The organism is Parablautia muri (genome assembly GCF_009917485.1).
GTDB classification, from domain to species: domain Bacteria; phylum Bacillota; class Clostridia; order Lachnospirales; family Lachnospiraceae; genus Suilimivivens; species Suilimivivens muri.
Genome location: NZ_QZDT01000016.1, coordinates 80,960 through 102,531, shown reverse-complemented (window position 1 = coordinate 102,531; position 21,572 = coordinate 80,960). Strand labels below are relative to the sequence as shown.

At 43.8% G+C, this 21,572-nt stretch carries 15 protein-coding genes, 1 tRNA gene and 1 pseudogene; 5 read left to right on the top strand and 12 right to left on the bottom strand.

Annotation, left to right across the window (positions count from 1 at the left end):
- Nucleotides 1-128: 128 nt before the first annotated feature.
- Both D5281_RS11375 and D5281_RS11370 read left to right on the top strand, forming a co-directional pair.
- Nucleotides 129-371 (top strand): hypothetical protein, encoded by a 243-nt coding sequence (locus D5281_RS11375; RefSeq protein WP_160560306.1) that lies wholly within the window; start codon nucleotides 129-131, stop codon nucleotides 369-371.
- 56 nt (nucleotides 372-427) lie between these two features.
- Nucleotides 428-772 (top strand): annotated as a pseudogene (locus D5281_RS11370) (type II toxin-antitoxin system VapC family toxin); the annotation flags it as partial.
- Between the two features lie 531 nt (nucleotides 773-1,303).
- Here the strand turns inward: D5281_RS11370 and carB are convergent.
- The 4 genes from carB to D5281_RS11350 form a co-directional block, all read right to left on the bottom strand.
- A complete protein-coding gene (gene carB / locus D5281_RS11365) occupies nucleotides 1,304-4,501 on the bottom strand; it encodes a carbamoyl-phosphate synthase large subunit (RefSeq protein WP_160560304.1) in 3,198 nt (1,065 codons plus the stop codon).
- On the bottom strand, nucleotides 4,494-5,687 hold the full coding sequence (locus D5281_RS11360; protein WP_160560303.1) for a carbamoyl phosphate synthase small subunit: 1,194 nt from the start codon (nucleotides 5,685-5,687) through the stop codon (nucleotides 4,494-4,496). Before D5281_RS11360 ends, carB begins: the two co-directional genes overlap by 8 nt.
- A gap of 243 nt (nucleotides 5,688-5,930) precedes the next feature.
- Nucleotides 5,931-7,715 carry a DUF885 domain-containing protein gene (locus tag D5281_RS11355; RefSeq protein ID WP_160560302.1) on the bottom strand — a complete coding sequence of 595 codons (1,785 nt, stop codon included), beginning with the start codon at nucleotides 7,713-7,715 and terminating at the stop codon, nucleotides 5,931-5,933.
- Nucleotides 7,705-7,917: a hypothetical protein gene (locus D5281_RS11350; protein ID WP_160560300.1), complete on the bottom strand. Its 213-nt coding sequence runs from the start codon at nucleotides 7,915-7,917 to the stop codon at nucleotides 7,705-7,707. The genes D5281_RS11355 and D5281_RS11350 overlap by 11 nt, the downstream gene beginning before the upstream one ends.
- A gap of 167 nt (nucleotides 7,918-8,084) precedes the next feature.
- Here D5281_RS11350 and D5281_RS11345 point away from each other — a divergent pair, with 167 nt between their 5' ends.
- Complete coding sequence (locus tag D5281_RS11345) at nucleotides 8,085-8,969, top strand: bacteriohemerythrin (protein WP_160560299.1); 885 nt, start codon at nucleotides 8,085-8,087, stop codon at nucleotides 8,967-8,969.
- A 91-nt stretch (nucleotides 8,970-9,060) separates the two neighbouring features.
- On the opposite strand, the gene D5281_RS11340 is transcribed toward D5281_RS11345, so the two are convergent.
- The 5 genes from D5281_RS11340 to D5281_RS11320 all read right to left on the bottom strand — a co-directional run bounded on the left by D5281_RS11340 (nucleotide 9,061) and on the right by D5281_RS11320 (nucleotide 15,670).
- On the bottom strand, nucleotides 9,061-10,980 hold the full coding sequence (locus tag D5281_RS11340) for a DUF5722 domain-containing protein (RefSeq protein WP_160560297.1): 1,920 nt from the start codon (nucleotides 10,978-10,980) through the stop codon (nucleotides 9,061-9,063).
- Complete coding sequence (locus D5281_RS11335) at nucleotides 10,977-12,314, bottom strand: replication-associated recombination protein A (RefSeq protein ID WP_160560296.1); 1,338 nt, start codon at nucleotides 12,312-12,314, stop codon at nucleotides 10,977-10,979. Before D5281_RS11335 ends, D5281_RS11340 begins: the two co-directional genes overlap by 4 nt.
- Nucleotides 12,315-12,459: 145 nt before the next feature.
- On the bottom strand, nucleotides 12,460-13,701 hold the full coding sequence (locus D5281_RS11330; RefSeq protein ID WP_160560294.1) for a D-alanyl-D-alanine carboxypeptidase family protein: 1,242 nt from the start codon (nucleotides 13,699-13,701) through the stop codon (nucleotides 12,460-12,462).
- Nucleotides 13,702-14,745, bottom strand: a complete 1,044-nt coding sequence (locus D5281_RS11325) for an SPL family radical SAM protein (protein ID WP_160560292.1) — start codon at nucleotides 14,743-14,745, stop codon at nucleotides 13,702-13,704. It abuts the gene before it with no gap.
- Entirely contained in the window at nucleotides 14,717-15,670 is a 954-nt protein-coding gene (locus D5281_RS11320; protein WP_160560290.1) for a hypothetical protein, read from the bottom strand. The genes D5281_RS11325 and D5281_RS11320 overlap by 29 nt, the downstream gene beginning before the upstream one ends.
- 575 nt (nucleotides 15,671-16,245) lie before the next feature.
- On the opposite strand from D5281_RS11320, the gene D5281_RS11315 reads away from it, so the two are divergent.
- On the top strand, nucleotides 16,246-16,824 hold the full coding sequence (locus D5281_RS11315; RefSeq protein WP_160560287.1) for a hypothetical protein: 579 nt from the start codon (nucleotides 16,246-16,248) through the stop codon (nucleotides 16,822-16,824).
- Nucleotides 16,825-16,984: 160 nt separating this feature from the next.
- On the opposite strand, the gene D5281_RS11310 is transcribed toward D5281_RS11315, so the two are convergent.
- Nucleotides 16,985-17,779 (bottom strand): ZIP family metal transporter, encoded by a 795-nt coding sequence (locus tag D5281_RS11310; protein WP_160560285.1) that lies wholly within the window; start codon nucleotides 17,777-17,779, stop codon nucleotides 16,985-16,987.
- A 538-nt stretch (nucleotides 17,780-18,317) separates the two neighbouring features.
- Here D5281_RS11310 and D5281_RS11305 point away from each other — a divergent pair.
- Nucleotides 18,318-18,938, top strand: coding sequence for a hypothetical protein (locus D5281_RS11305; protein WP_277935310.1), 621 nt, complete (start codon nucleotides 18,318-18,320; stop codon nucleotides 18,936-18,938).
- Nucleotides 18,939-18,979: 41 nt separating this feature from the next.
- Here the strand turns inward: D5281_RS11305 and D5281_RS11300 are convergent.
- Together D5281_RS11300 and D5281_RS11295 are read right to left on the bottom strand one after the other, a co-directional pair.
- Nucleotides 18,980-19,063: transfer RNA gene (locus D5281_RS11300), tRNA-Leu, on the bottom strand.
- Nucleotides 19,064-19,247: 184 nt separating this feature from the next.
- Nucleotides 19,248-21,449 (bottom strand): glycoside hydrolase family 3 protein, encoded by a 2,202-nt coding sequence (locus D5281_RS11295; RefSeq protein WP_160560283.1) that lies wholly within the window; start codon nucleotides 21,447-21,449, stop codon nucleotides 19,248-19,250.
- Nucleotides 21,450-21,572: the final 123 nt, after the last annotated feature.

Sequence of the window (21,572 nt, the reverse complement as noted above, 5' to 3'; positions counted from 1 at the left end):
TGATAATTGAATCATTGCCAGATATTGAGTTTTCAAGGTGCATAGCTAAAATCTATGTGCGAAGTTTGAGTATGTAAAAAGAATACTATATTGTTACTTGTGTTATGTTTTTGAAGGAGGTGCTTATAATGTCCACATTACACAATCAGGTAGTTCAATCAATAGAAGGTTTGTCTGACGATAGCCTCGAATTTATACTTGATATGATACAGCGTTTTGTGAAACCGGCTGAAAACCAATTGATGGAGGCCACAGCACAAAGAAAAAAACGTAAATTGGGCATCCTAAAGGGGAAAAAACTTATTGCAGATGGATATGATTTGGATGAGTGTAATAATGAAATTGCTGAAATGTTTGGAGTAGATAAATGAAAGTTTTGATTGATACACATATTGCTATTTGGGCAATATAGGACGATCCTAAGCTACCAAAAGCAGCAAAGGACATTCTTGTTGATGAAAACAATGAAATATATTACAGCACTGCATCAATATGGGAAATTATTATTAAACATATGTCACATCCTGAAAAAGTAATTATTGATGGGTACACTCTGGCGCAAAGTTGTGAAAATACAGGATTTAAAGTTCTGCCAATTTTAAATCAACACACCTTTGCTTTAAAAGATTTGAAATATCCAGACAATGCCCCACGGCATAATGATCCATTTGACAGAATAATGATTGCTCAGGCGAAAGCAGAAGAAATGAAGTTCCTGACACATGACTCTCTAATTCCATATTATTATGAGTCGTTTATTCTCTCGGTATAGTCGTATAAGGGAACTTCTTTAAATTTTAAAAGTTTACAATGAGAAATATTCTTAATCACAAGGAATTAATTGCAACTTAGACGATATAGTCTTATTACAAGGGCTATACCGTCTTTTCTTGTTGATATGCACCTTACCGATTTAGTTACCTATCAGAAAGCAAATTGGTTACCGCAACAAAATAGAAAATAATATCATATCTGCTTTCTACATCCACTTTTCTATCTATCTTTTTCGGTACATGTACTATGGTTTCATACTCCCATCTCTGAAAATAGCATTCTAATGCATAACCTGATAGCCATATTTACTATTTATCTGTCATATTAGCCATTTTTAGGAATAGAGTTGACTAAAGCTTGTAGTTGTTCCGGGATAATAATACTTTGTTCTACTTCACGTAAAGTTTCACATATATACATAAATTCAGTATTAAAAATAGCATTTTGCTTAACAAAAAAATAATTCTTTTGCAAGTTGCGAAGTAATTCTTGTTGTTCTTGAATACATAATATATATTGATAGAATTTATTACCCAATAGAAGCCACATCTATCAAAGTAAATTTGTCGTGTGCATTCTCAAGACTGGTCACCAGAGCCCGGGCCGTATCCATTGCCGTAATGCAGTTAACGCCGGTCTCAATGGCAGTTCTCCGAATCAGAAAACCATCCCTTGACTTATCCCTTCCCTGGGTAGGGGTATCGATGACCAAATCAATCCTGTGCCCTAAAATAAGGTCCATGACCGTAGGCGACTCCTGGGAAATCTTATTGACCTTGCGGGCCTTTACCCCCGCCTCATTTAACGCCGCCGCCGTGCTCCTTGTGGCATAAATGATATAGCCAAGCTTTTCGAATCTACGCCCAATCTCCACCGCCTCGCCTTTGTCCGCGTCCTTTACGGTTATAATCATTTGTTTATGTCTGGGAAGGTCTACCCCTGCCCCGAGGAACGCTTTGTAGAGGGCTTCATGAAAGGTTTTCCCGATTCCAAGACACTCTCCCGTGGACTTCATCTCAGGACCCAGGCTAATTTCCGCGCCTCGTATTTTTTCAAAAGAAAACACCGGCATCTTGATGGCAAAATAATCCGCCTCCGGATAAAGCCCCGGCTCGTAGCCCAGCTCCCGGATGGTTTTGCCAATCATAACTTCCGTTGCAAGGTCAACAATGGGAATACCTGTCACCTTGCTGATATAAGGCACGGTGCGGGAGGAGCGGGGATTCACCTCTATGACATACACTTCTTCCCCAATGGCGATAAACTGAATATTGATAAGCCCCTTCACATGCAGCGCCCTTGCAAGCCTCCTTGTATATTCCGTAAGCTTTTCCTTTACTTTATCCGAAATGGTGAAGGCCGGGTAGACGGAAATGCTGTCGCCGGAATGGACTCCTGTCCTTTCAATATGCTCCATGATACCAGGTATCAGAATATCGATTCCGTCACAGACCGCGTCCACCTCGATTTCCTTACCCTCCAGATATTTGTCTATCAAAATCGGGTGGTCCTGGGCAATCCGGTTGATAATGTTCATAAATTCTTCTATTTCTTCATCGGAAATGGCAATCTGCATCCCCTGCCCCCCAAGCACATAGGAAGGCCTTACCAGCACAGGATATCCAAGCTTATTTGCAACCGCCTTGGCTTCTTTGGCTGTATAAACGGTTCCGCCTGCCGCCCTGGGAATTTCAGTCTGTTCCAGAATTTTGTCAAACAGTTCCCTGTCCTCGGCGGCATCCACATCCTCGGCCTTTGTCCCAAGGATGGAAACTCCCATTTTCATCAGGCTCTCCGTAAGCTTGATGGCTGTCTGACCTCCAAACTGCACCACAGCCCCGTCCGGCTTTTCTATATTTACGATGCTCTCCACATCCTCCGGTGTAAGGGGTTCAAAATAAAGCTTATCTGCAATATCAAAATCCGTGCTCACCGTCTCCGGGTTATTGTTGATGATAATCGTCTCGTATCCTGCCTTTGAAAAAGCCCAGGTAGCGTGGACGGAGCAGTAGTCAAACTCAATTCCCTGTCCGATTCGGATAGGCCCGGAACCAAGCACCAAGACCTTTTTAGGCGGGTTGGTCAAAGCGGCCTCATTTTCACTGCCGTAAACCGAATAATAATAGGGCGTGCTTGCCTCAAACTCGGCCGCACAGGTATCCACCATCTTATAAGCTGCCACAATACCATTGTCATAGCGCATCTTTTTGATTTCTCCTTCGGGAATCCCCGTAAGAGAGCTGATGACATTGTCGGGAAACGCTATGCGCTTTGCTTCTTTAAGAAGCTCCACCGTAAGAGGCCCTTCTTTAAGCGCTTTTTCCATCTCCACCAAAACAGCAATCTTGTCAATAAACCAGTGATCAATCATGGTAATATGGTGTATGGTGTCATAATCCATTCCCTTGCGAAGGGCCTCCCCTATCACATAAATCCGCTGGTCGTCCACAATTTTTAACCTGTCCTTTAACTCCTCTATGGAAAGCGCGCTGAAGTCATAGCTGAAAAGACAGTCCACATGCTGCTCCAGAGAGCGAATCGCCTTCATCAGGGCCCCCTCAAAGTTATCACAAATGCTCATAACTTCTCCGGTGGCTTTCATCTGTGTGGTCAGCGTTCTCTTGGCAGTGATAAATTTATCAAAAGGAAGTCTCGGGAGCTTCACCACGCAATAGTCTAAGGCAGGTTCAAAGCTTGCATAGGTTTTTCCTGTGACAGCGTTTTTGATTTCATCCAACGTATAGCCCAGCGCAATTTTGGCCGCCACCTTTGCAATCGGATACCCTGTGGCCTTACTGGCCAGCGCGGAGGAACGGCTCACACGGGGGTTTACTTCTATCACACAGTATTCAAAGCTGGCAGGGTGAAGGGCAAACTGCACATTACATCCTCCTGTAATCTCCAATTCATTGATGATATTTAAAGCAGAGCTGCGCAGCATCTGATATTCCTTGTCCCCCAAGGTCTGGGAAGGCGCCACCACAATACTGTCCCCTGTGTGCACCCCCACCGGGTCAATGTTTTCCATGTTACACACGGTGATACAATTCCCGGCTCCATCCCGCATTACCTCGTACTCAATCTCCTTCCACCCGGCAATGCACCGCTCCACCAAAACCTGCCCTACACGGGAAAGGCGCAGGCCGTTCTCCAAAATACTCTCAAGCTGTTCCTGGTTGTAGGCAATGCCGCCGCCGGAACCGCCCAGCGTATAGGCTGGCCGCAGCACCACCGGATATCCGATGAGTTTCGAGAAAGCCACTCCGTCCTCCACCGTCTCCACCACTTTGGATGCGGCACAGGGCTCACCGATTTTTTCCATGGTGTCCTTAAATTCCTGTCTGTCCTCCGCCTTTTTAATGGTAGCGGCCGTAGTCCCAAGAAGCTTGACCCCATGGGATGCAAGAAAGCCTGATTCCTCTAGCTCCATACCAAGGTTAAGCCCAGCCTGTCCCCCTAAAGTGGGCAAAATACTGTCCGGTTTCTCCTTTTCGATAATCTGCTCTAGCACCTTGGCATTTAGCGGTTCAATATATACTTTATCTGCAATATTCTTATCCGTCATAATGGTAGCAGGATTGGAGTTCACCAGTATAACTTCCACCCCTTCTTCTTTCAGGGAACGGCACGCCTGGGTACCTGCATAGTCGAACTCCGCTGCCTGTCCGATTACAATGGGACCGGAGCCAATCACCATGACTCTTTTTACATTTGGATTCTTAGGCATTTTTCCCCACCTCCATCATTTTGATAAATCTGTCAAACAAGTATCCTGAATCCTGCGGCCCCGGACAGGCCTCAGGATGAAACTGGACGGTAAAAATGTTTTTATCCCGATAGGCAAGTCCCTCATTGGTACCGTCATTTACATTGATAAAGGCCGGATAAGCAATCTTTTCATCCAGCTTGTCCATATCCACCACATAACCGTGGTTCTGAGAAGAAATATAAACCCGCCCTGTTTCCAAATCTTTCACCGGATGATTGCCGCCCCGGTGCCCATATTTCATCTTAAAGGTATCCGCTCCTGTAGCAAGGGCCATCAGCTGGTGCCCCAGACAGATGGCAAAAATCGGCACATCCGATTCATAAAGCTTTTTGATTTCTTTTATAATGCTCACACATTCCTTGGGGTCTCCCGGGCCGTTGCTTAACATAATGCCATCTGGCTTATTGGAAAGAAGATCCTCCGCTTTTGTAAGGGCCGGATATACCGTCACATCACATCCTCTCTGGGCAAGAGACCTCGCAATATTGTCCTTTGCGCCTAAATCAAGCAGCGACACCCTTTTCCCCAGGCCGTTTAATGCCTTTGTCATGCTGGGACGCATTTCCCGCACCCCGTTTTCGTAGTCCTCCCTCACAAATTTTGCCTGACCGGAGAGCGGCCCGTTTTCGGATAGTGCTTTGGCTCCTTTAATTTCATATTTCCGGGAACAAGTTACTTTTTCGACCACCTTGCCTGTGGTGTATGACTTTAGCCTGGGGAGAATTGAAGGAAGATCGTAGCTGCCATTGGTGGTAATCATACCGTTCATGGTGCCCTTTTCACGGAGAATTTTAGTAAGCGCGCGGGTGTCAATGCCTGCAATACCGGGAATCTCATAGTGTTCCAAAAATTCCTGGATACGAATATCTTTTCTGAAATTGCTGGCCATACGGGACAGCTCCCTTACGATAAAACCGTCCGGCCAGGGCTTACTCGATTCCATATCTTCCCTGCATACGCCATAGTTGCCAATCAGAGGATAGGTCATGCAGACCGCCTGTCCCGCGTAGGATGGGTCGGTGAGCACTTCTAAGTATCCAGCCATGGAGGTATTAAATACAATTTCACTGATTATTTCCCTGTGGGCGCCTATATGCGTCCCTGTAAAAACAGTTCCATCTTCCAGAATTAAATATGCTTTCATGTAGTCCCTGCTCCCTTTCTGTCATTTATTCCCGCCGGCAATCCGTCAAATGTGACCGGAACCGAAGGTTCCCTTAAGCCGGGCTGACAGTGTATATCTGCCCGGATGTAACCGTAATCGCTCTATTATAGCACAACAGATCTCCCGCTTCAATTGACAAATTAGATACCTGCGGCAGTTATTTATTGCTTTTCCCTATGCAAAATGCGGAAAGCCCCGGGCTCCCCGCATTTTTATTCTTCCTTACTTTTGCTCTGTCATCCAATCTTCCATATATTCCTCTATGATATAAAAGGGCGCCGGTCCTGTCCGCAGGACAAAATCATGGAACTGCTTTGCATCAAAGGCGTCCCCCAATTCTTCCTCAGCTCTCTCCCTTAAATCAAGAAATTCCAGATATCCGATAAAATAGCTGAGATAATTCCCCGGCTCCTCCACAATATAGTTAAAAATCTCATCTATTGCATCCTGGTCTGTGGTGCCAAAGCCCGCGATATACTCCGCCACATCTTCCCTGTCCCATCCATCATAATGAATCCCTATGTCTATATAAGCTGAAAGGGCAAGGAGCGTGGCCTCATTGCCTGCAAGCACATCCGCAAGGGTTTCATCCGCCCCCGCAAAATCATATCCATACTCAAACTCCACATAAGTCGCCCATCCTTCCGCATATCCTGTAAAAGAAAACAGGTTGCGGATCAAAGGAAGGTTCCCTGAAACCGTATAGGCATTTTGATACAGATGGCCCGGATATCCCTCATGGGCTAAGGTTGTGTATAGCTCCGTACCGCTCTCCGCATCCCCTCCGGTATGCTTTTGATTGATATAAATCAGATTGTTTTGAATATCGTCAACAGGGGTTGTCAGGTAAAAAGCCGGACTCATATTCTCCTGCATGGATGGATGAACATATTTAATAGTATACTCCACCTGGGGCGGATCCGGAAAATCTTCGCCTATTTTCCCCAATAAATCCTCCAAAATAGCCTCCGGTTCCATATCCGGGAACTGGTATTCCATGATTTCGTCATAAATATGCGGATTTTCGGACATTGCATCATATACGGTCTGAAAATAATCTCTTATATACTTTTCAATCCTTTTCTTTTGCTTATTCACAGAAACATCTGAACCCGTACCTGACCTTAGCAGATATTCATAATACTCTTTTCCATTTTCATAATAGCATAATCCCAACTCATTTTTTCCACTTCCCTTAAGATCCTTTAGGCCGTCAATCAATATCTGGTAAGCCTCCACCACATCACCTGTGATCAAATCATGGTTCCTTTTTTGATATTCTTCTTTCTCCTCCTGGGTAAGCCCCGCAAAGGCATCTATTTTATCATCGAAAACGTCTATCATGTAATTATCTTCCGGTTCCGAAATGAATTCCTCGCACTGGGCAATAATTGCATCCGCCGCATAATCAGACATAAAAAGCCCGGCCTGCGCCTTATCCTGCTCAAATTCTATGATTTGCCCGGCCATTTCCTTTACTTTTGAAAGCAAAGCCAGATAATCCTCTATATCCCGCTTTGTGCGGAAGGCATATTCCGCCAAAATTACAGGGAGCTGCGCCTGGTAACCGGTGGTAGGTCCTAGCACCTCACTATAAAGCGCCAGATCTTTCACAGAAAGCTCCGTATCCACATAATCCAATAAAATATCGTAAGTAAGCTGCTGCTCCTTAGACAGACTCTTTCTATTAAACTTAAGGAGCCTTGCTCTAATTTCCTCCAATTCTTTATAATTTTCCTCGAAATCTTTGGTGGTGAAAGAACCAAGGGAAATCTCGTAATCCGTAATCCCATAATTTTCAGGATGCGCAAGGGTGTAATGAAGATTGATGGTATTCTCCACAATATCTTCCTTAAACAGCGTATCCATATATCCATCAAAAGCAGAAGGACTATCGGCTTTAAGCAGCCACATTACCGTTCCCACTATTCCTATCAACAACACACCTGCAACTGCCGCGATTGCTGCAAGTAGCTTATACGAATGTTTTTTTGCTTCATTTTCCATTTGCACACATCTCCTTTTCAAACAGATTCCGGTTAAATGATTTTCTGTCTCTTATCCATTGTATCATTCTATTTCCCAAAGTCAAATATCCCATGAAAGTAACAAGTAACCAAGCATCCTCTGTCATTTTTATATCAGATATCAAGTTGCCAAAATCCGCCCGTTTTGCTATAATTGTCTTCACGCAAAACCTATCTATCATGCAGGTAGCTGCGGCGGGAGAGCCTTTGTCCGACCGATTTCTGCTTTACTGGGCTTGTTGGAATGCTTGGTGCAGCAGGATTTGAGTAGAATATATTGGCTAAATATTTTCACAGCTTATGGTTTCGCAACTACCTAATCTATAATGAAGCAAAAGGAGAGTCTTTAATGATGAATGAGTTAATCTGGAACGATCAGTTCAACATCGGTGTGGAGGTTATTGACAATGCCCATCAAAAATTATTTTCTATTGTGCGGCGCATCATGAGACTGGTGGATGAACATAAAAATAGCCAGCTGGCCTGCGCGGAAGGTATCAAATTTTTTAAAAATTATACCGCACAGCATTTTTCCGAGGAAGAAGCTTACATGCGTTCCATAAACTACCCAGGCTATGCCATGCACAAAAAGCTTCATGACAATTTACGGGAAAAAACTCTACCCATTCTTGCGCAAGACATGACAGACTCCAATTACTCTACCGAATCTGTCCAGCGTTTTCTGGGGATCTGCATAGGCTGGCTTACCGGACATATTATGGTGGAAGACAAAGCCATCACCGGCAAGGTTGTCAGCAAATGGGACATCACACAGGTGGAATCTGTAAATGCGGCCCTTAAAGATGGCTTTAAACAGGTAGTATGGGAAATTTTTGGTTTAAAGTCCAACATATTCAGCGAATATTACGATGGTGAAAGCTTTGGCCGCACCATTAACTATATTCTTTATTACATATCTCCTGAGGGAAAGCCCTTGTGGGTCATTTTGTCCTTGGAAGAAAAGATGATCCTCAAGACCATTGGCAAGGTACTTGGGTTTACGGTTGACAAAATAAACAATACCATCCTTTCCGCCACTAAATTAATGGACCAGCAGATGCTCCATCGCATTGGCGCTTACTTTCAATTTGAGGAAGGGGCCTATACGCTGAAAAAAGATCTTTTGATCGATGATGATGCCATGAAACAAATCTTTTTAAGGCACCACCCTCAGTACAGCCTTCTGCTCCATACCAATGTCGGCTGTATCGCCTTATGTGTCAGAGAACGATAACCATATCAAACGCCGCCATGCCTTGCAAGTAAACTTGCAAAACCTGGCGGCGTAAATCATTTAGCCAAAATTGAATCTTTCATGGCGTTTTTTATCTTATAATCTGATTCCAGCTTGTGATCCCTATAATATCCTTGGCAAAATCCGTATGTGCGGCATGCTCCGATGTATCAATATATTTAAATACATCGTATATTTGTTTATGTCTGCCTCCGGCATCTGACAGTCCAAAGGCCAGTCCCTGGGCCACTTCCTCTCCTGCGTCCGTCTGTCTGTTTAACAAAAATCCGTCAATTTCAGGATAAGCCGCCACTTTATAATAAGCGTATGCAAAGGCTGCCGCCTGCAAAGCCTCCCCCGCATGGGAGGTATAACCCTGCTCGCTGAGCAAAATACTGCGCACCTCTCCGTTTCTGTCCCGGAAATGCTCCTGCTTCATATAATTGATCAAAACCTCTATGTTGGCCATGGTAATCATGGAGGTGCCCGCACTGTGCTCCACATACCTGGATCCCTGCCAGGTTCTGGCCTCTGTCAGCGGAACATTGTAGGGATGCTGGGCCACACCCCAGTCAATATTTCCTTTTAAGGTTATATTTCTGTTAAATACATCCAAAATATCTCTGCCGTCATAATTGGTATTATTTTTAATATTCCTATCCCATTGCTGGTCGATAGAAATATAAACCCGAGCGCTGCTGCTCACACTCTTAATCGCCGTATAAAACACCCGAAACGCCTTGGCATACTCCTCCACATAGGTCTCGATATCCGTGTAGGCCATATGGTTCCACTCTTTCCGGGCATTGATTTCATTAGCAATGATCCAGTTGGATATCCTCCCGTGGGTATTATCCGAATACCGTTCCGCCAAAAAGGAGCCAACCGCCGCCATATACTCCACGCCGGATTCTTCCGCGCCGTTAAACATATAATAAGGAGCCGAACCCCCGCCTCTGGCCTGGGGATGAATCAGCTGGGAGTAGGCCGATGAATAATTGTTTAAAATAATGGCCGTAGTGCTAATCCCTTTGGCGGTCAATGTGCCAAACACAATGTCATATTCCGCCACCACCTGTCCGTTAAAAGAGTAAGTCTTTCCATTATAAGTATAATAAATCGTAGGATACGCTGCACTGGATGTGGGGCCAAGCAACCTTGCAACCGGTATATTATAAGCCGCCTGTTTTACACCCAAATCATCTAACTCACCGCCCCTTAATTTATTAGGGTCTACCAGAAGTCCCTTTTTAGATGCCGGCTGCTGGTACACGGAGCCAAACCTAGCTATGGCTTCAGGATTGGTAATATAGCTGGGCGTACTTACCGGCACATATTCTCCGTCCTTCTTAACCGCAATTACAAATTTTTTATATAAACGGCTGCCGGCAAGGTTATAATTAAGGCTGGTTTTCAGGTTGATAGAGCTGTTCTTATAATCCCTGTCCAGATAATCGGCTCCCTCTGCAATGCTGTTGTCATATGTATTCAGTGCAAAAAGGTAATAATATTTATCATCGCTTTTGGGAATGCCGTCTCCTTCTAAAGTTACGGAAATTCTTTTACTATCGTCAATCACACACTCTGTTATATCCGCAAAATCCGCCGCATTTTCCGGCAGTTCCATCATTGCCGGGCGCTTTTTAAAGGATTCCCATACGGCTCCTCCTGCCGTCACAATGTGGTCCGTCACATCGCTGCCTATTTCCTCCTCCACTTCCGGAACTTGGATTTCTTCCTTAATATCAGGCGCCTTTTGCACATTCTGCTGGGGTTCCTCCTTCCTGAAAAGAAACAGGTAAGATACTGCCGCTCCTCCGGCCAGCAATACCAGCCCCATCAATATTGTCATTCTTTTCACCAGCTTTTGTGTATCTTTCCGGTCTTTTTTGCCTGGTCTGCGTTTTTTTGCAAATAAGCCGGCCCCCGGGGCATGGCTGTCTTTGGTTTTCTTTTCCTCCACAGGTTTATCTTCCGCCGGCTTCTCATTTTTTCCGGTTCTAAAAATCATATCGTTTCGTTTCCTTCTTTTTTCCTGATTCGTTTCATGTGCTCTTTTATTTTTACCTCATACCCATTGCCTGAAGGGTGATAAAACTCCCTTCCTGTAAGTTCGTAAGGCAGATATTGCTGCTCCACATAATGATTGGGATAATCATGGGCATACAAATACCCTGCACCGTGGCCTAGCTTCGCCGCCCCTTTGTAGTGGGCGTCCTGTAAATGTGCCGGTATGGGCAGATTTCCTGTTTTTTCCACTGTTTCCATAGCCTCCCCGATTGCCTTGACACAAGCGTTGCTTTTGGGCGCGCTTGCCACATACAAAGCCGCCTGGGACAAAATAATCTGGGCCTCCGGCATTCCCACCCGCTCTGCGGCCAGCGATGCATTTACCGCTACCTGGATGGCCTGCGGGTCCGCATTTCCTACATCCTCCGATGCACAAATCATGATCCGCCTTGCCACAAAAGTTACACTTTCCCCTGCATAAAGCATCCTTGCCAGATAATAAACCGCCGCGTCCGGGTCGGATCCCCTCATGCTTTTGATAAAGGCTGAAATCGTGTCATAGTGGTTGTCCCCACTCTTGTCATAGCGCACCGCCCTTTTTTGGATGCATTCCTGGGCCACCTCCAATGTGATATGTATTTTCCCGTCCTCTGCCCGCTTTGTAGTCATAATGCCAAGCTCAATGGCATTTAAAGCATGTCTGGCGTCTCCTCCTGCCATGTCCGCCAAAAAATCCATAGCGTCCTCATGCAAAACCGCATCATAGGCACCCATGCCTTTTTCTTTGTCATAAACGGCTCTGCGAAGCAGCTCCTTTATATCCTCACATCCAAGGGGCTTTAGTTCAAAAATCACCGAGCGGGATAAGAGCGCCCCGTTCACTTCAAAATACGGATTCTCCGTGGTAGCCCCAATCAAGATGACCGTTCCATCCTCCACAAAGGGAAGCAAATAATCCTGCTGGCTTTTATTAAAGCGATGTATCTCGTCAATAAAAAGTATGGTCTTTTTGCCATACATACCCATGGTATCCTTGGCTGCCTTTACAACCTCCTCCATGTCCTTTTTCCCTGCAACGGTGGCATTGATCTGGGTAAACTCCGCGCTGGTGGTTTTGGCAATCACCTTGGCAAGGGTTGTCTTCCCCGTGCCCGGCGGCCCATAAAAAATAAGGGAGCTGAGCTTATCCGCCTTAATTGCCCGGTACAAAAGCCTGTCCCTGCCAATGATATGCTGCTGCCCCACCACTTCCTCTAAGGCCATCGGGCGCAACCGTGCGGCCAGCGGAGAATCCTTCTCCATGCTGGCCGTGCGCATATATTCAAATAAATCCATTTCCACTCCTGCCTATACTAATCCACATACTTTCAAATTTATTATACCGTAAATTCTCCCGCCCGCCAAGTTATTTTCATTCTTTTAAAACTAACGCACAGCATCCTTAAAATTGATTTCCGTGCGCAGTGCCAGGTTGTTTCTTTTATCCCAAAAACTGCTTATACAATCCTGAATGGTCATAAATACACCGCCACGGACTGTTTGCATTAACCGTCACACACACATATCCCTTTCCGTCCTTCCCCTGTGCATAGCTGGCCGCGCAGCTTCCCGACTGCTCCACATAACCGGTCTTTGCATAGACCACTTCTCCTCCGCTGTCCTTATCCTCAATCCTGCGCAAAAACCAGTTGGAAAGTTCAATCCCCTCCGGGTGCTGCTTCGTCTTTGAGGTGGTATAAATATGTGCTGACAAAAACTCCCTGCACAATTCATTATCCATTGCCGCCTCCAAAATCATAGCGATATCATAAACCGTGGAATAATGATCTTCATCAAAAACACCCACACAGTTTGTAAAATGGGAAGTCTCCGAGAGGCCAAGCTCCTTAAGCTTTTCATTCATCAACTCCACAAAAGCCTCCTGGCTTCCTGACACATAGGTTGCAAGCCCCACTGCTGCATCTGCCCCGGAAGGCAGTATCGTCCCATAAAACAAATCCCGCACTGTTACCGTTTCATCCCTGTCAAAGCCGGCGCTGCTGCACTTATGCCTGTATCCGTAATCCGTAATGTCAAGTGTAATCGTTAAAGTATCATCCAAATCCTCCACATGCTCCGCCGCCACTAAAACCGTCAGAATTTTAGTCATGGACGCCGGATTGATTCTTTCTTTATAATCCTTCTGGGCAAGAATACTTTTGCTGTCCAAATCAATCAGCACCGCATATGCGCTGAAAAATTCATCTCCCGATGCAAGCTTATCTTCCAATTCTAAGGTGTTTTCCGAAGGTTCCGCAGCGTAAGTCTTATGGCTGCCTATTTCCCTTAAAAGCTCCAGCGTATTATTTACCTCCGGCAGTGTTTTTGCCTTGATAAAGGCACTGGCCATATTTTCCGCCAACAAGGTATCTGCCTCTACTGCTTCTCCCCCTTCCATTTGTGCTTCAGACGGCTGTGAAGACATAGGCGTTTCATCGCCTTTTTCTTCCAGATCCGCCGTCTGGATCTGTCTGTGTATGTCCAATCTTTTTTCGCCATTTTCCACAGGTCTGCGGAAAATCCCTATCCCCCAAAATACCAAGAGAAACGCCGCAATCCCCCCGGTTACAGGCGGTCCGAATTTCCGAAAAAGCATTTGTCTGCGCTTACTGCGCCGCATTTGTTCAATCCGTTTTCTGTGCCGCTCCCTCGCCGTTTCTTCATTATTTAATTGCTCTATCACTTACATTTCCTCATCTTCCCACAAAAATATTTTTTTCTCTGCAATCCTCTCTTTTAGTCTGTCAACCAAAAACTGCTCCATCTCTTTCGTCAATTCCTTCGGATAATGATACACGCCCTTGTCATTGATAAAAGGGTACTGTACCACCATCGAACAAGGCTGTTGCCTGCGCATCTTTTTCAAATAATCCTGTGAAACCCGGAAGGTCCCTACGCTTACATCCTCAATTTTATCCATATCAATCTGTGAAAATACATCCTCCAGCATTTCACTATACCGTTGCTTCCACTCCTTACAATAAATCATAGGGTCAAAGCAAAGCCTCACCCTGTACCCCTCAGTCATTGCCTGTGTAGCCCAGGCAATTCTTTGCCTGAGGGCCGGAGTTTTATGTTCATAGGACTCAATCACTATCTGGGGTGACAAAGTCATCCCATAAATAACCCCGGGCACCGGAAAATGTCTCTCAAAAAAATGACTGTCCGCCGCCTTTGTGCGTATTTCAACAGTCAGTCTTTTCTTTCCTGAAAATAGATTTTCTTCTACAAATTGAAGCCATTCCTGCACATAGCCCATCAATCCCTCTAAGGCAGGCAAATCCGTATCATAGGAGATACAAAGGTAAAGCTCCTCTTTTAAAAGAAGCTTTTCTACCTCCTTAAAAATATCTTCCAGATTGACAAACACCACTAGATTGCCCGAAGGGTACATTCCTTTCAGATAACAATATTCACAGTCAAAAATACAATTCATCATACAGGAGGTGTAATAAAAATTTTGATTACCAAAGCTCTGACAGACCGGCGCCCCTTTATATAAAAGCGTTCCATGCTTTGCCCCAAGAATTAAATTCTGTGCCCTATGCTGCAAAACATAATCCTGCCCTTTCCGGCAGAATACATCTTTATAATGATCTATCTCAATGACATCCGCGTCTGGGAGCTTGGCTAAAATACGTTTCGTCCGTGGGTGCTCCCACACTTCTTTTTCCACATATACATGGGAAAAAGGGGAATTATAATACTCTCCTTTTAAATTCTTCAAAACAAAGCTTTCCCTCTCTTTTATCCTTACACGGCAGCTTCCCCTCGCGGTACATTTCTTTTCTCAGCTCTGCAATATCCACACCGGATAGAATACCATAACGAATACACTGACGCAGAGCCGCCGCCATTGTCTTGGAACAATGCATATCCCTGCAAAGCTTCTCCGTCTCACTTAGCAGCACATCTTCTAAAAAACTTATACCAGATTGCTCTTTGCGCCCTATCTCTTGTAGAAAGTTAACATATTCCGCAATCCTTTCCACATTGCCTTCCATCAGCTCCCTGACCTGCTCCGCTGTTACCTTTTCGGCATCCCCATAATCAGATACCACTTTCAAAAAACTCATCTGATGGGGACCAAAGTAATACAATCCCGCCTGATAAACCGCCGCGGCCTCCATATCATAAAGCCAAAAACCCTCTTTCTTTTTATCCTTTGTGTAGGCTGCTGCTCCCGTCAAAATCTGTGCTTCTTTCAATCCATGCGGATACAAAATATCCGGATAAAAAGTTCTGCCTGTAATCTGTTCTCTGATTTTATTGCATAAAAAAATTTCCCCTATCCTGCAAATTCTTTCATTTTCGCCTTGATTAGGTTCTCTACTTAGCAATGCCCCTTTTGCCAGACAGTCATTTCCCTTTTCTGATACCTTTTCCTCCTGTATACCGGCACAAATACCAACATTGACCAGAAAATCTCCTGCTTCCGCTGCCATGCAAGTATCTGCAATTGCCACCGCAGCCGAAATTGCACCTATCCCTGCCACAATCAGCCGAATGCCCACTTCCTGATTATCAAATACCTGAAAATGGATATGTGATATATCCTTTTTTAGATGAAAATGTGTAATGATAGCGCGTGCCTCAGCATACATCGCCGTCAAGATATAAATCATATTGATTACACCAATGTTTTCTTTCATACAACCTGTATTGATCTTTTGCTTATTGTAACACCAGCTTCGCCTTGCTAAAACTGTTACTCAATTATATACTCTCAAAAATAATTTTACAAGGCTTTCCAAAAGCCAAATTCTGTTGGTTGTGACAGTCCGGTTACTTTTCACGGGTCAGGAATACACATTCCTGACCCGTGAAAAGTAACGAACTGATACTATCTTATCAATCACAGAAATCTATTTAATTGACTTCACAACGCAGACTATGATAGTATAAATTATCAAAGCAAAAAAGGTTCTCACAAACATTTTTAATCAATAATCATATCTATATCCCTGCCACACTTTACACTTCTAAAGGTGGTCATCAGACACTTTCAAGCTTTGAGAGATAACTTACGTTCCAAAATACAAATTCATAATTTAAATGCTGCTATATCCTACCTTGATAATTGAATAGACTTTACACTTTTGCTATGCTAAAATCAAAATAATACATTTCATAATAATCCATTGACATAAAACAACAGTATTTTATACATATAGATTTGTGCTTTCCGCTTAAAATTAGCAGGCACGGAAAGGTAATAGGTATTCACATGACATTGACAGTTGATGATATTAAAGCAATAGGTGAACTATTAGATGAAAAGCTTATCGAAAATTTTGATAAAAGCTTTGATAAAAAATTTGCCGAAAATTTTGACAAAAGCTTTAAAAAAAGCTTTGCTGAAAGTTTCGATGAAAGCTTTGATAAAAAATTTGCCGAAAATTTTGACAAAAGTTTTAAAAAAAGCTTTGATAAAAGTTTCGATGAAAGCTTTGATAAAAAATTTACCGAAAGTTTTGACAAAAGTTTTAAAAAGAGTTTTGCTGAAAGTTTCGATAAAAGCTTCGATAAAAAATTTACCGAAAGTTTTGACAAAAGTTTTAAAAAGAGTTTTGCTGAAAGTTTCGATAAGAGCTTTGATAAAAAGTTTGACCCTAAAATCAAACCCATATATGGCCGCCTTGATATGATTGATATAAAGTTGGAGCGTGCTTCAAGAAAAATGGATGATTTGGAGCTTGATGTAAAAATTTCTGAAAGAAACATTCGAAAGGATATACACCTTCTCAAGGATCAGATGGAAACAGTTATTGAAGTATTAAAGCAGCATGAAATGCTTCCTCAATAAGCAAGGTCAGCCCCGCCTCAAAAGGCGGGGGTATTGTCTTTCACAGCATTCGCCAAATGTATATCATTTCATATAGCATTCTGAAATTTCTTATGCAAAAGTGTAAGGTCTATTGAGGAATTAAGATATTTACACTTTTCTACCAGCGTTCATACATACATCATCCTAGCGCCACATCTAAAATCATCATTATCAAAAAGCCTGCCATAACACCTATGGTACCAAGGTTTGAATGCTCACCCTGATTAGCTTCCGGTATCAGCTCCTCCACCACCACGTAAATCATTGCCCCCGCTGCAAAAGCCAAGAACCATGGCATATATGGCGTGATTTGTGCCGCAATCAGAGTAATTCCAATACCAAATATTAATTCCACCACCCCCGAAAGGCCACCAAACCAAAAAGCCTTCCACCTGCTCATACCTTCCTGACGCAGAGGAAGGGAGATTGCTGCGCCTTCAGGAAAATTTTGAATGCCTATACCGATAGCCAACGCGAAAGCTGCCGCATAAAGAGCCTGATCCTCCGGATGCTGTGCCGCCATAGCAAAGGCTAAACCTACTGCCATTCCCTCCGGAATGTTGTGCAGCGTTACTGCCAGCACCAGCAACGTTGTCCTGTGAAAGGAGGTTTTTATACCTTCCGGATTTTTCTCGCCCAAATGCAGGTGCGGCATCAAAAAATCCAGCAAATATAAAAATAAGCCCCCGAGCACAAAGCCTCCGGCTGCAGGAATCCACGCTATTTTTCCCATACTCTCTGTTTCCTCTATTGCAGGAATCAGCAAAGACCATACGGAGGCCGCCATCATTACTCCGGCCGCAAAGCCTAAAAATGCCCTTTGAATACTTTTCCCCATTTCCCTTTTAAAAATGAATACCACGCTGGCCCCAAGGGCGGTCATAAAAAATGTAAAACCGGTCCCCATAGCAGCCCAACCAATTGCCTGATTCATATTTACCTCTTTCCGCATCCAAAGAGCGGATGCTTATCTCTATTTTATTAGTATACACATGTTTCTCTCTTGTGCATGTCAATTCCAAATACCACATGACACAGTTGATGACATATAGCAGTTACATCTACCATCTAGGTAGTTACATTTTTCTCTTAAAAAGCCTGATGTAATGTCTAACAACACTAACATCAGGCCTAAAAGCAAATTCTTACAATAATACCTATCTATTCATCTTTCCAATTAAAAACCATAATCATACATACCAGCCATTTTTACAATTATTTACAAGCAAATCTAACATATTTGCTTATATATGACATTACTTTTCAAGCCATCCTTAACAGCAAAATGCGAAATACCGCCCCGAATGTTACTATGCTGGCCTCTTTTCTGCGAATAGCAGCTTTATTGCAAACTATATATCACTCAAAACTATTATAAACTATTATATACCTAAGAGGCCACTCAAAAGATGTTATAAGTAATAGTAACAAAATACAAATTATTTTTCAATCTATTTCACAGGAGGCATTATATGAAATCAATTCACCTCGAAAAGAAAAATTTCACCGCAGTACATACACTGATAGAAAATGCAATGTTTGAAGGCAAATCTATTTTGCGTATAATCAAAAAGGATAAAATGAATCTTTATGATGAAAATACTTATGCAAAACTAAATGATTTGCAATTCCATAACGGCATTATCGAAATAAAACTGTTAAGCCGTTTACTGCCCGATGCTCCTGAATTTGCAAGAGGATTTATTGGTATCGTATTCAGGGCTAATGCAGGTGATTCAAAATTTGAATCCTTTTACCTAAGGCCGACCAATGGCCGTACATGTACCGATGCTGTCAGAAAAGCTCATGGGTGCCAATATTTTTCCTATCCCGGCTATACATTCAGTTACTTCCGGGAATATGGCATTACCAAATATGAAGCCTGTGCTGATATAGATTTAAATGAATGGATTACCTTAAAGGCTGTCATTGAAAATGAACGTGCAGAATTCTATCTAAATCAATTCACAAATCCTATTTTAATTGTTGAACACCTGAAACATGGTACCGGTCAAAAAGATGCCATAGGCATTTTTGTGGATATTGGAACAGAGGCCTTTGTCTCAAAGCTGAAAATAACTAGTACAGACTAAGCAGTACATAAAAAAGAAGCCCCATTTAGGACTTCTTTCCGTGCAGGAAAAGAGACTTGAACTCTCATGGTATTGCTACCACACGGACCTGAACCGTGCGCGTCTGCCAATTCCGCCATTCCTGCGAACAAACAATATTGTATCTTTTTTTGTCGCTTCTGTCAACCGTTTTATCTATTTTTTTATAAAATCCTGTTTCCTGGCAATCCTGTTCCCGTTACTTATGGCAGTCACTTCATTTTACAAAAACAACTGCCATATTTTCACATTAAAACAGCTTTACTGACGGAATAATTCTACTTTCCAATATTATTTATGATACTTAGCATTCCGCTTATCATGAATCGGTCCCTTCCAGTTCATTCCAAATCCAAAATCGTAAACATTTCCATAACTGTCCTCATAAGGGCAATAATCCAAAGGGGTATCTTCCCCATGTTCTTCCACGGTATCCATATTAGTCGGAAGCTGAACTGGCAATAAGCCCACTGGTTCTGCCTTACCGCTTACCAAAGTAAGGATTGCCTTCTCCTGCACACCAAAATCTACCAAAATAGCATCCGCATAAGGCTCAAGCTCCTCCAAAACACAGGGATTGTGCATCCGTACCACTACAATCACAGGCTTATCCGGCATAGCCGCACGGGTATCCAATACTAAATCCAAATCTCCCTCGTTTGCTGCCTGATTACTTTTACCAAAGTAGCTGCGGTTTGAAAAATCTTCCCGAAAATCCCCGCCTGCTATGCTCTCTTTTCTTGCCTTCAACGCGGTGTATGGACGGTACTGGAGCATAATCGGTTTATAACCGGTTTCCTCGCTGTAACCATCGCTTAAAGGACTTTCTATAAAACACAACGCAAAGTCTGCCTCAGAAGGTGAATCCGTCCATTCAAAAAATTCCTCCACATTCCTGCGGTCTGCACCGGCAATGCATTGCTCCCCGATCAATCCGCGGAAGAAATTCTTTCTCTCACGGATCGTACGCCCGGGAATATATACTTTCTTACGGCCATTAACCGGCAGCGCTCCATTGTTTTTAACCATAACTACAGATTTCAACTGAGCCGCAAAGCCTGCCTCGCAAAACTCCTTACAACCTAATGTTTTAACGCTTTCTTCCGGGTCAAGATAAGGATTTTCAAACAACCCGCAGCGGAAGCTAGTAAGAAGCAGTCTGACCGCACTGCGCTCAAAGCGCTCTCTCATTGCCTTTTCGCCATATTTTTCGCATCCAAGCTTATATGCCTCCAGGATAGGCTTTATATCATTATTTCCACCGAACTGATCTACACCGTTTTCCAGAATGCGGAGATGGCGTTCCGCCTCTGTCATATTTTCGCATCCGTAGCATCTGCTTCCAAAGGAGTCAATCTTAGCATCCGGATCCTGGGTAATCCCCCAATCGGTACAGACAACGCCGTCATATTCATACTTTTCGCGAAGTAAATCATTTATAATATACTTGCTGTAACTGTTGCCCACATTCTGGCCGGAAGGATCCATTCTCCAGCTTACCGTATAATAAGGCATAACGGCTGCCGCCTTCCCAGTAGGACCATCCAACTGAAATGCGCCCTCGAGAAAAGGCTTTAAATGCTTGTCCAGATTTTGACCAGGGTATACCGCATATTTCCCGAAAGGATAATGGGCATCTCGCCCAGCCTCACAAGGGCCCCCTCCCGGCCAATGCTTCACCATTGCAGAAACACTGCTGCTACCCCATCCTTCGGCATTTTCAGGAGCAGAAGGATCTGTTTGCAAACCATCGCAATAAGCGCGCGCCATATCTGTCACCAGTTCTGGACAAGCTCCGTAAGTATCCTCTACCCGCATCCAACGTGGCTCTGTACCCACATCAATTTGAGGTCCTAAAGCGGTCGATATTCCCAGTGCACGGTACTCCTGCGCCACTACACGTCCAAAAGCCCTGCACAAATCCGGATCAAAGGTAGCAGCCATGGCCATGCCGTCCGGCCACTTGCTGGTATCTGCAGCTTCTGTTTTAAATTCAGCAGCCGTTTTAGCTGCGCCATGACGGGGGTCGCTGCTGATATTTACTGGTAACGCATGTGGAAGTGCCTCACAAAATGCCTGCATTTCATTGTTCCAGCGGGCTGCAATCTCACCATTTTGTATATACATAGCCAGCACATACCGTACATGGTCCTCAGAAAGAAACTTTCGCTGGGCATCCGTCATGTCCCAAGGTTTTGCGCCACTTTCCTCATAGCTTTTTCCATGATAGGTCGCAGAAAAAGGGCCGCCGGGAAGGCTGGGTACCATCTGATGCGCACTGTACATCATAAGACCTGCAATTTCTTCTACGCTAAGGCGTGAAGCCAAATCACGGGCCCGCTCCCTGGCAGGCAGCCGCCAATCCTCATATGGCAGTAAAGTACCTGTCCGTTCCATATCCTTAAAGTACAGCCCGTCTATTTTTAAGACAGGCACTTCTGCTACTCCCAGAGTAGGGCCTGACTGATTTTTGATAAATCTTGGTGTTACCATGCTGCAAAACTCCTTTCTATTTCAAATAATTGATATAATTGGTTCAATAAAAGGCCTTGTAAATGATGTTCCATCATTTGCAAGGCCTTATCCATCAGCAATTCACTATATAAAACTTAAATT

What these genes read in the sequence shown, in the direction of transcription:
- D5281_RS11335 (WP_160560296.1), bottom strand. Translation starts at nt 12,314, where the DNA reads ATGGATTTATTTGAATATATGCGCACGGCCAGCATGGAGAAGGATTCT.
- D5281_RS11310 (WP_160560285.1), bottom strand. Translation starts at nt 17,779, where the DNA reads ATGAATCAGGCAATTGGTTGGGCTGCTATGGGGACCGGTTTTACATTT.
- D5281_RS11340 (WP_160560297.1), bottom strand. Translation starts at nt 10,980, where the DNA reads ATGATTTTTAGAACCGGAAAAAATGAGAAGCCGGCGGAAGATAAACCT.
- D5281_RS11360 (WP_160560303.1), bottom strand. Translation starts at nt 5,687, where the DNA reads ATGAAAGCATATTTAATTCTGGAAGATGGAACTGTTTTTACAGGGACG.
- D5281_RS11305 (WP_277935310.1), top strand. Translation starts at nt 18,318, where the DNA reads ATGAAATCAATTCACCTCGAAAAGAAAAATTTCACCGCAGTACATACA.
- D5281_RS11375 (WP_160560306.1), top strand. Translation starts at nt 129, where the DNA reads ATGTCCACATTACACAATCAGGTAGTTCAATCAATAGAAGGTTTGTCT.
- D5281_RS11350 (WP_160560300.1), bottom strand. Translation starts at nt 7,917, where the DNA reads ATGATAGATAGGTTTTGCGTGAAGACAATTATAGCAAAACGGGCGGAT.
- D5281_RS11295 (WP_160560283.1), bottom strand. Translation starts at nt 21,449, where the DNA reads ATGGTAACACCAAGATTTATCAAAAATCAGTCAGGCCCTACTCTGGGA.
- D5281_RS11315 (WP_160560287.1), top strand. Translation starts at nt 16,246, where the DNA reads ATGACATTGACAGTTGATGATATTAAAGCAATAGGTGAACTATTAGAT.
- carB (WP_160560304.1), bottom strand. Translation starts at nt 4,501, where the DNA reads ATGCCTAAGAATCCAAATGTAAAAAGAGTCATGGTGATTGGCTCCGGT.
- D5281_RS11355 (WP_160560302.1), bottom strand. Translation starts at nt 7,715, where the DNA reads ATGGAAAATGAAGCAAAAAAACATTCGTATAAGCTACTTGCAGCAATC.
- D5281_RS11345 (WP_160560299.1), top strand. Translation starts at nt 8,085, where the DNA reads ATGATGAATGAGTTAATCTGGAACGATCAGTTCAACATCGGTGTGGAG.
- D5281_RS11320 (WP_160560290.1), bottom strand. Translation starts at nt 15,670, where the DNA reads ATGAAAGAAAACATTGGTGTAATCAATATGATTTATATCTTGACGGCG.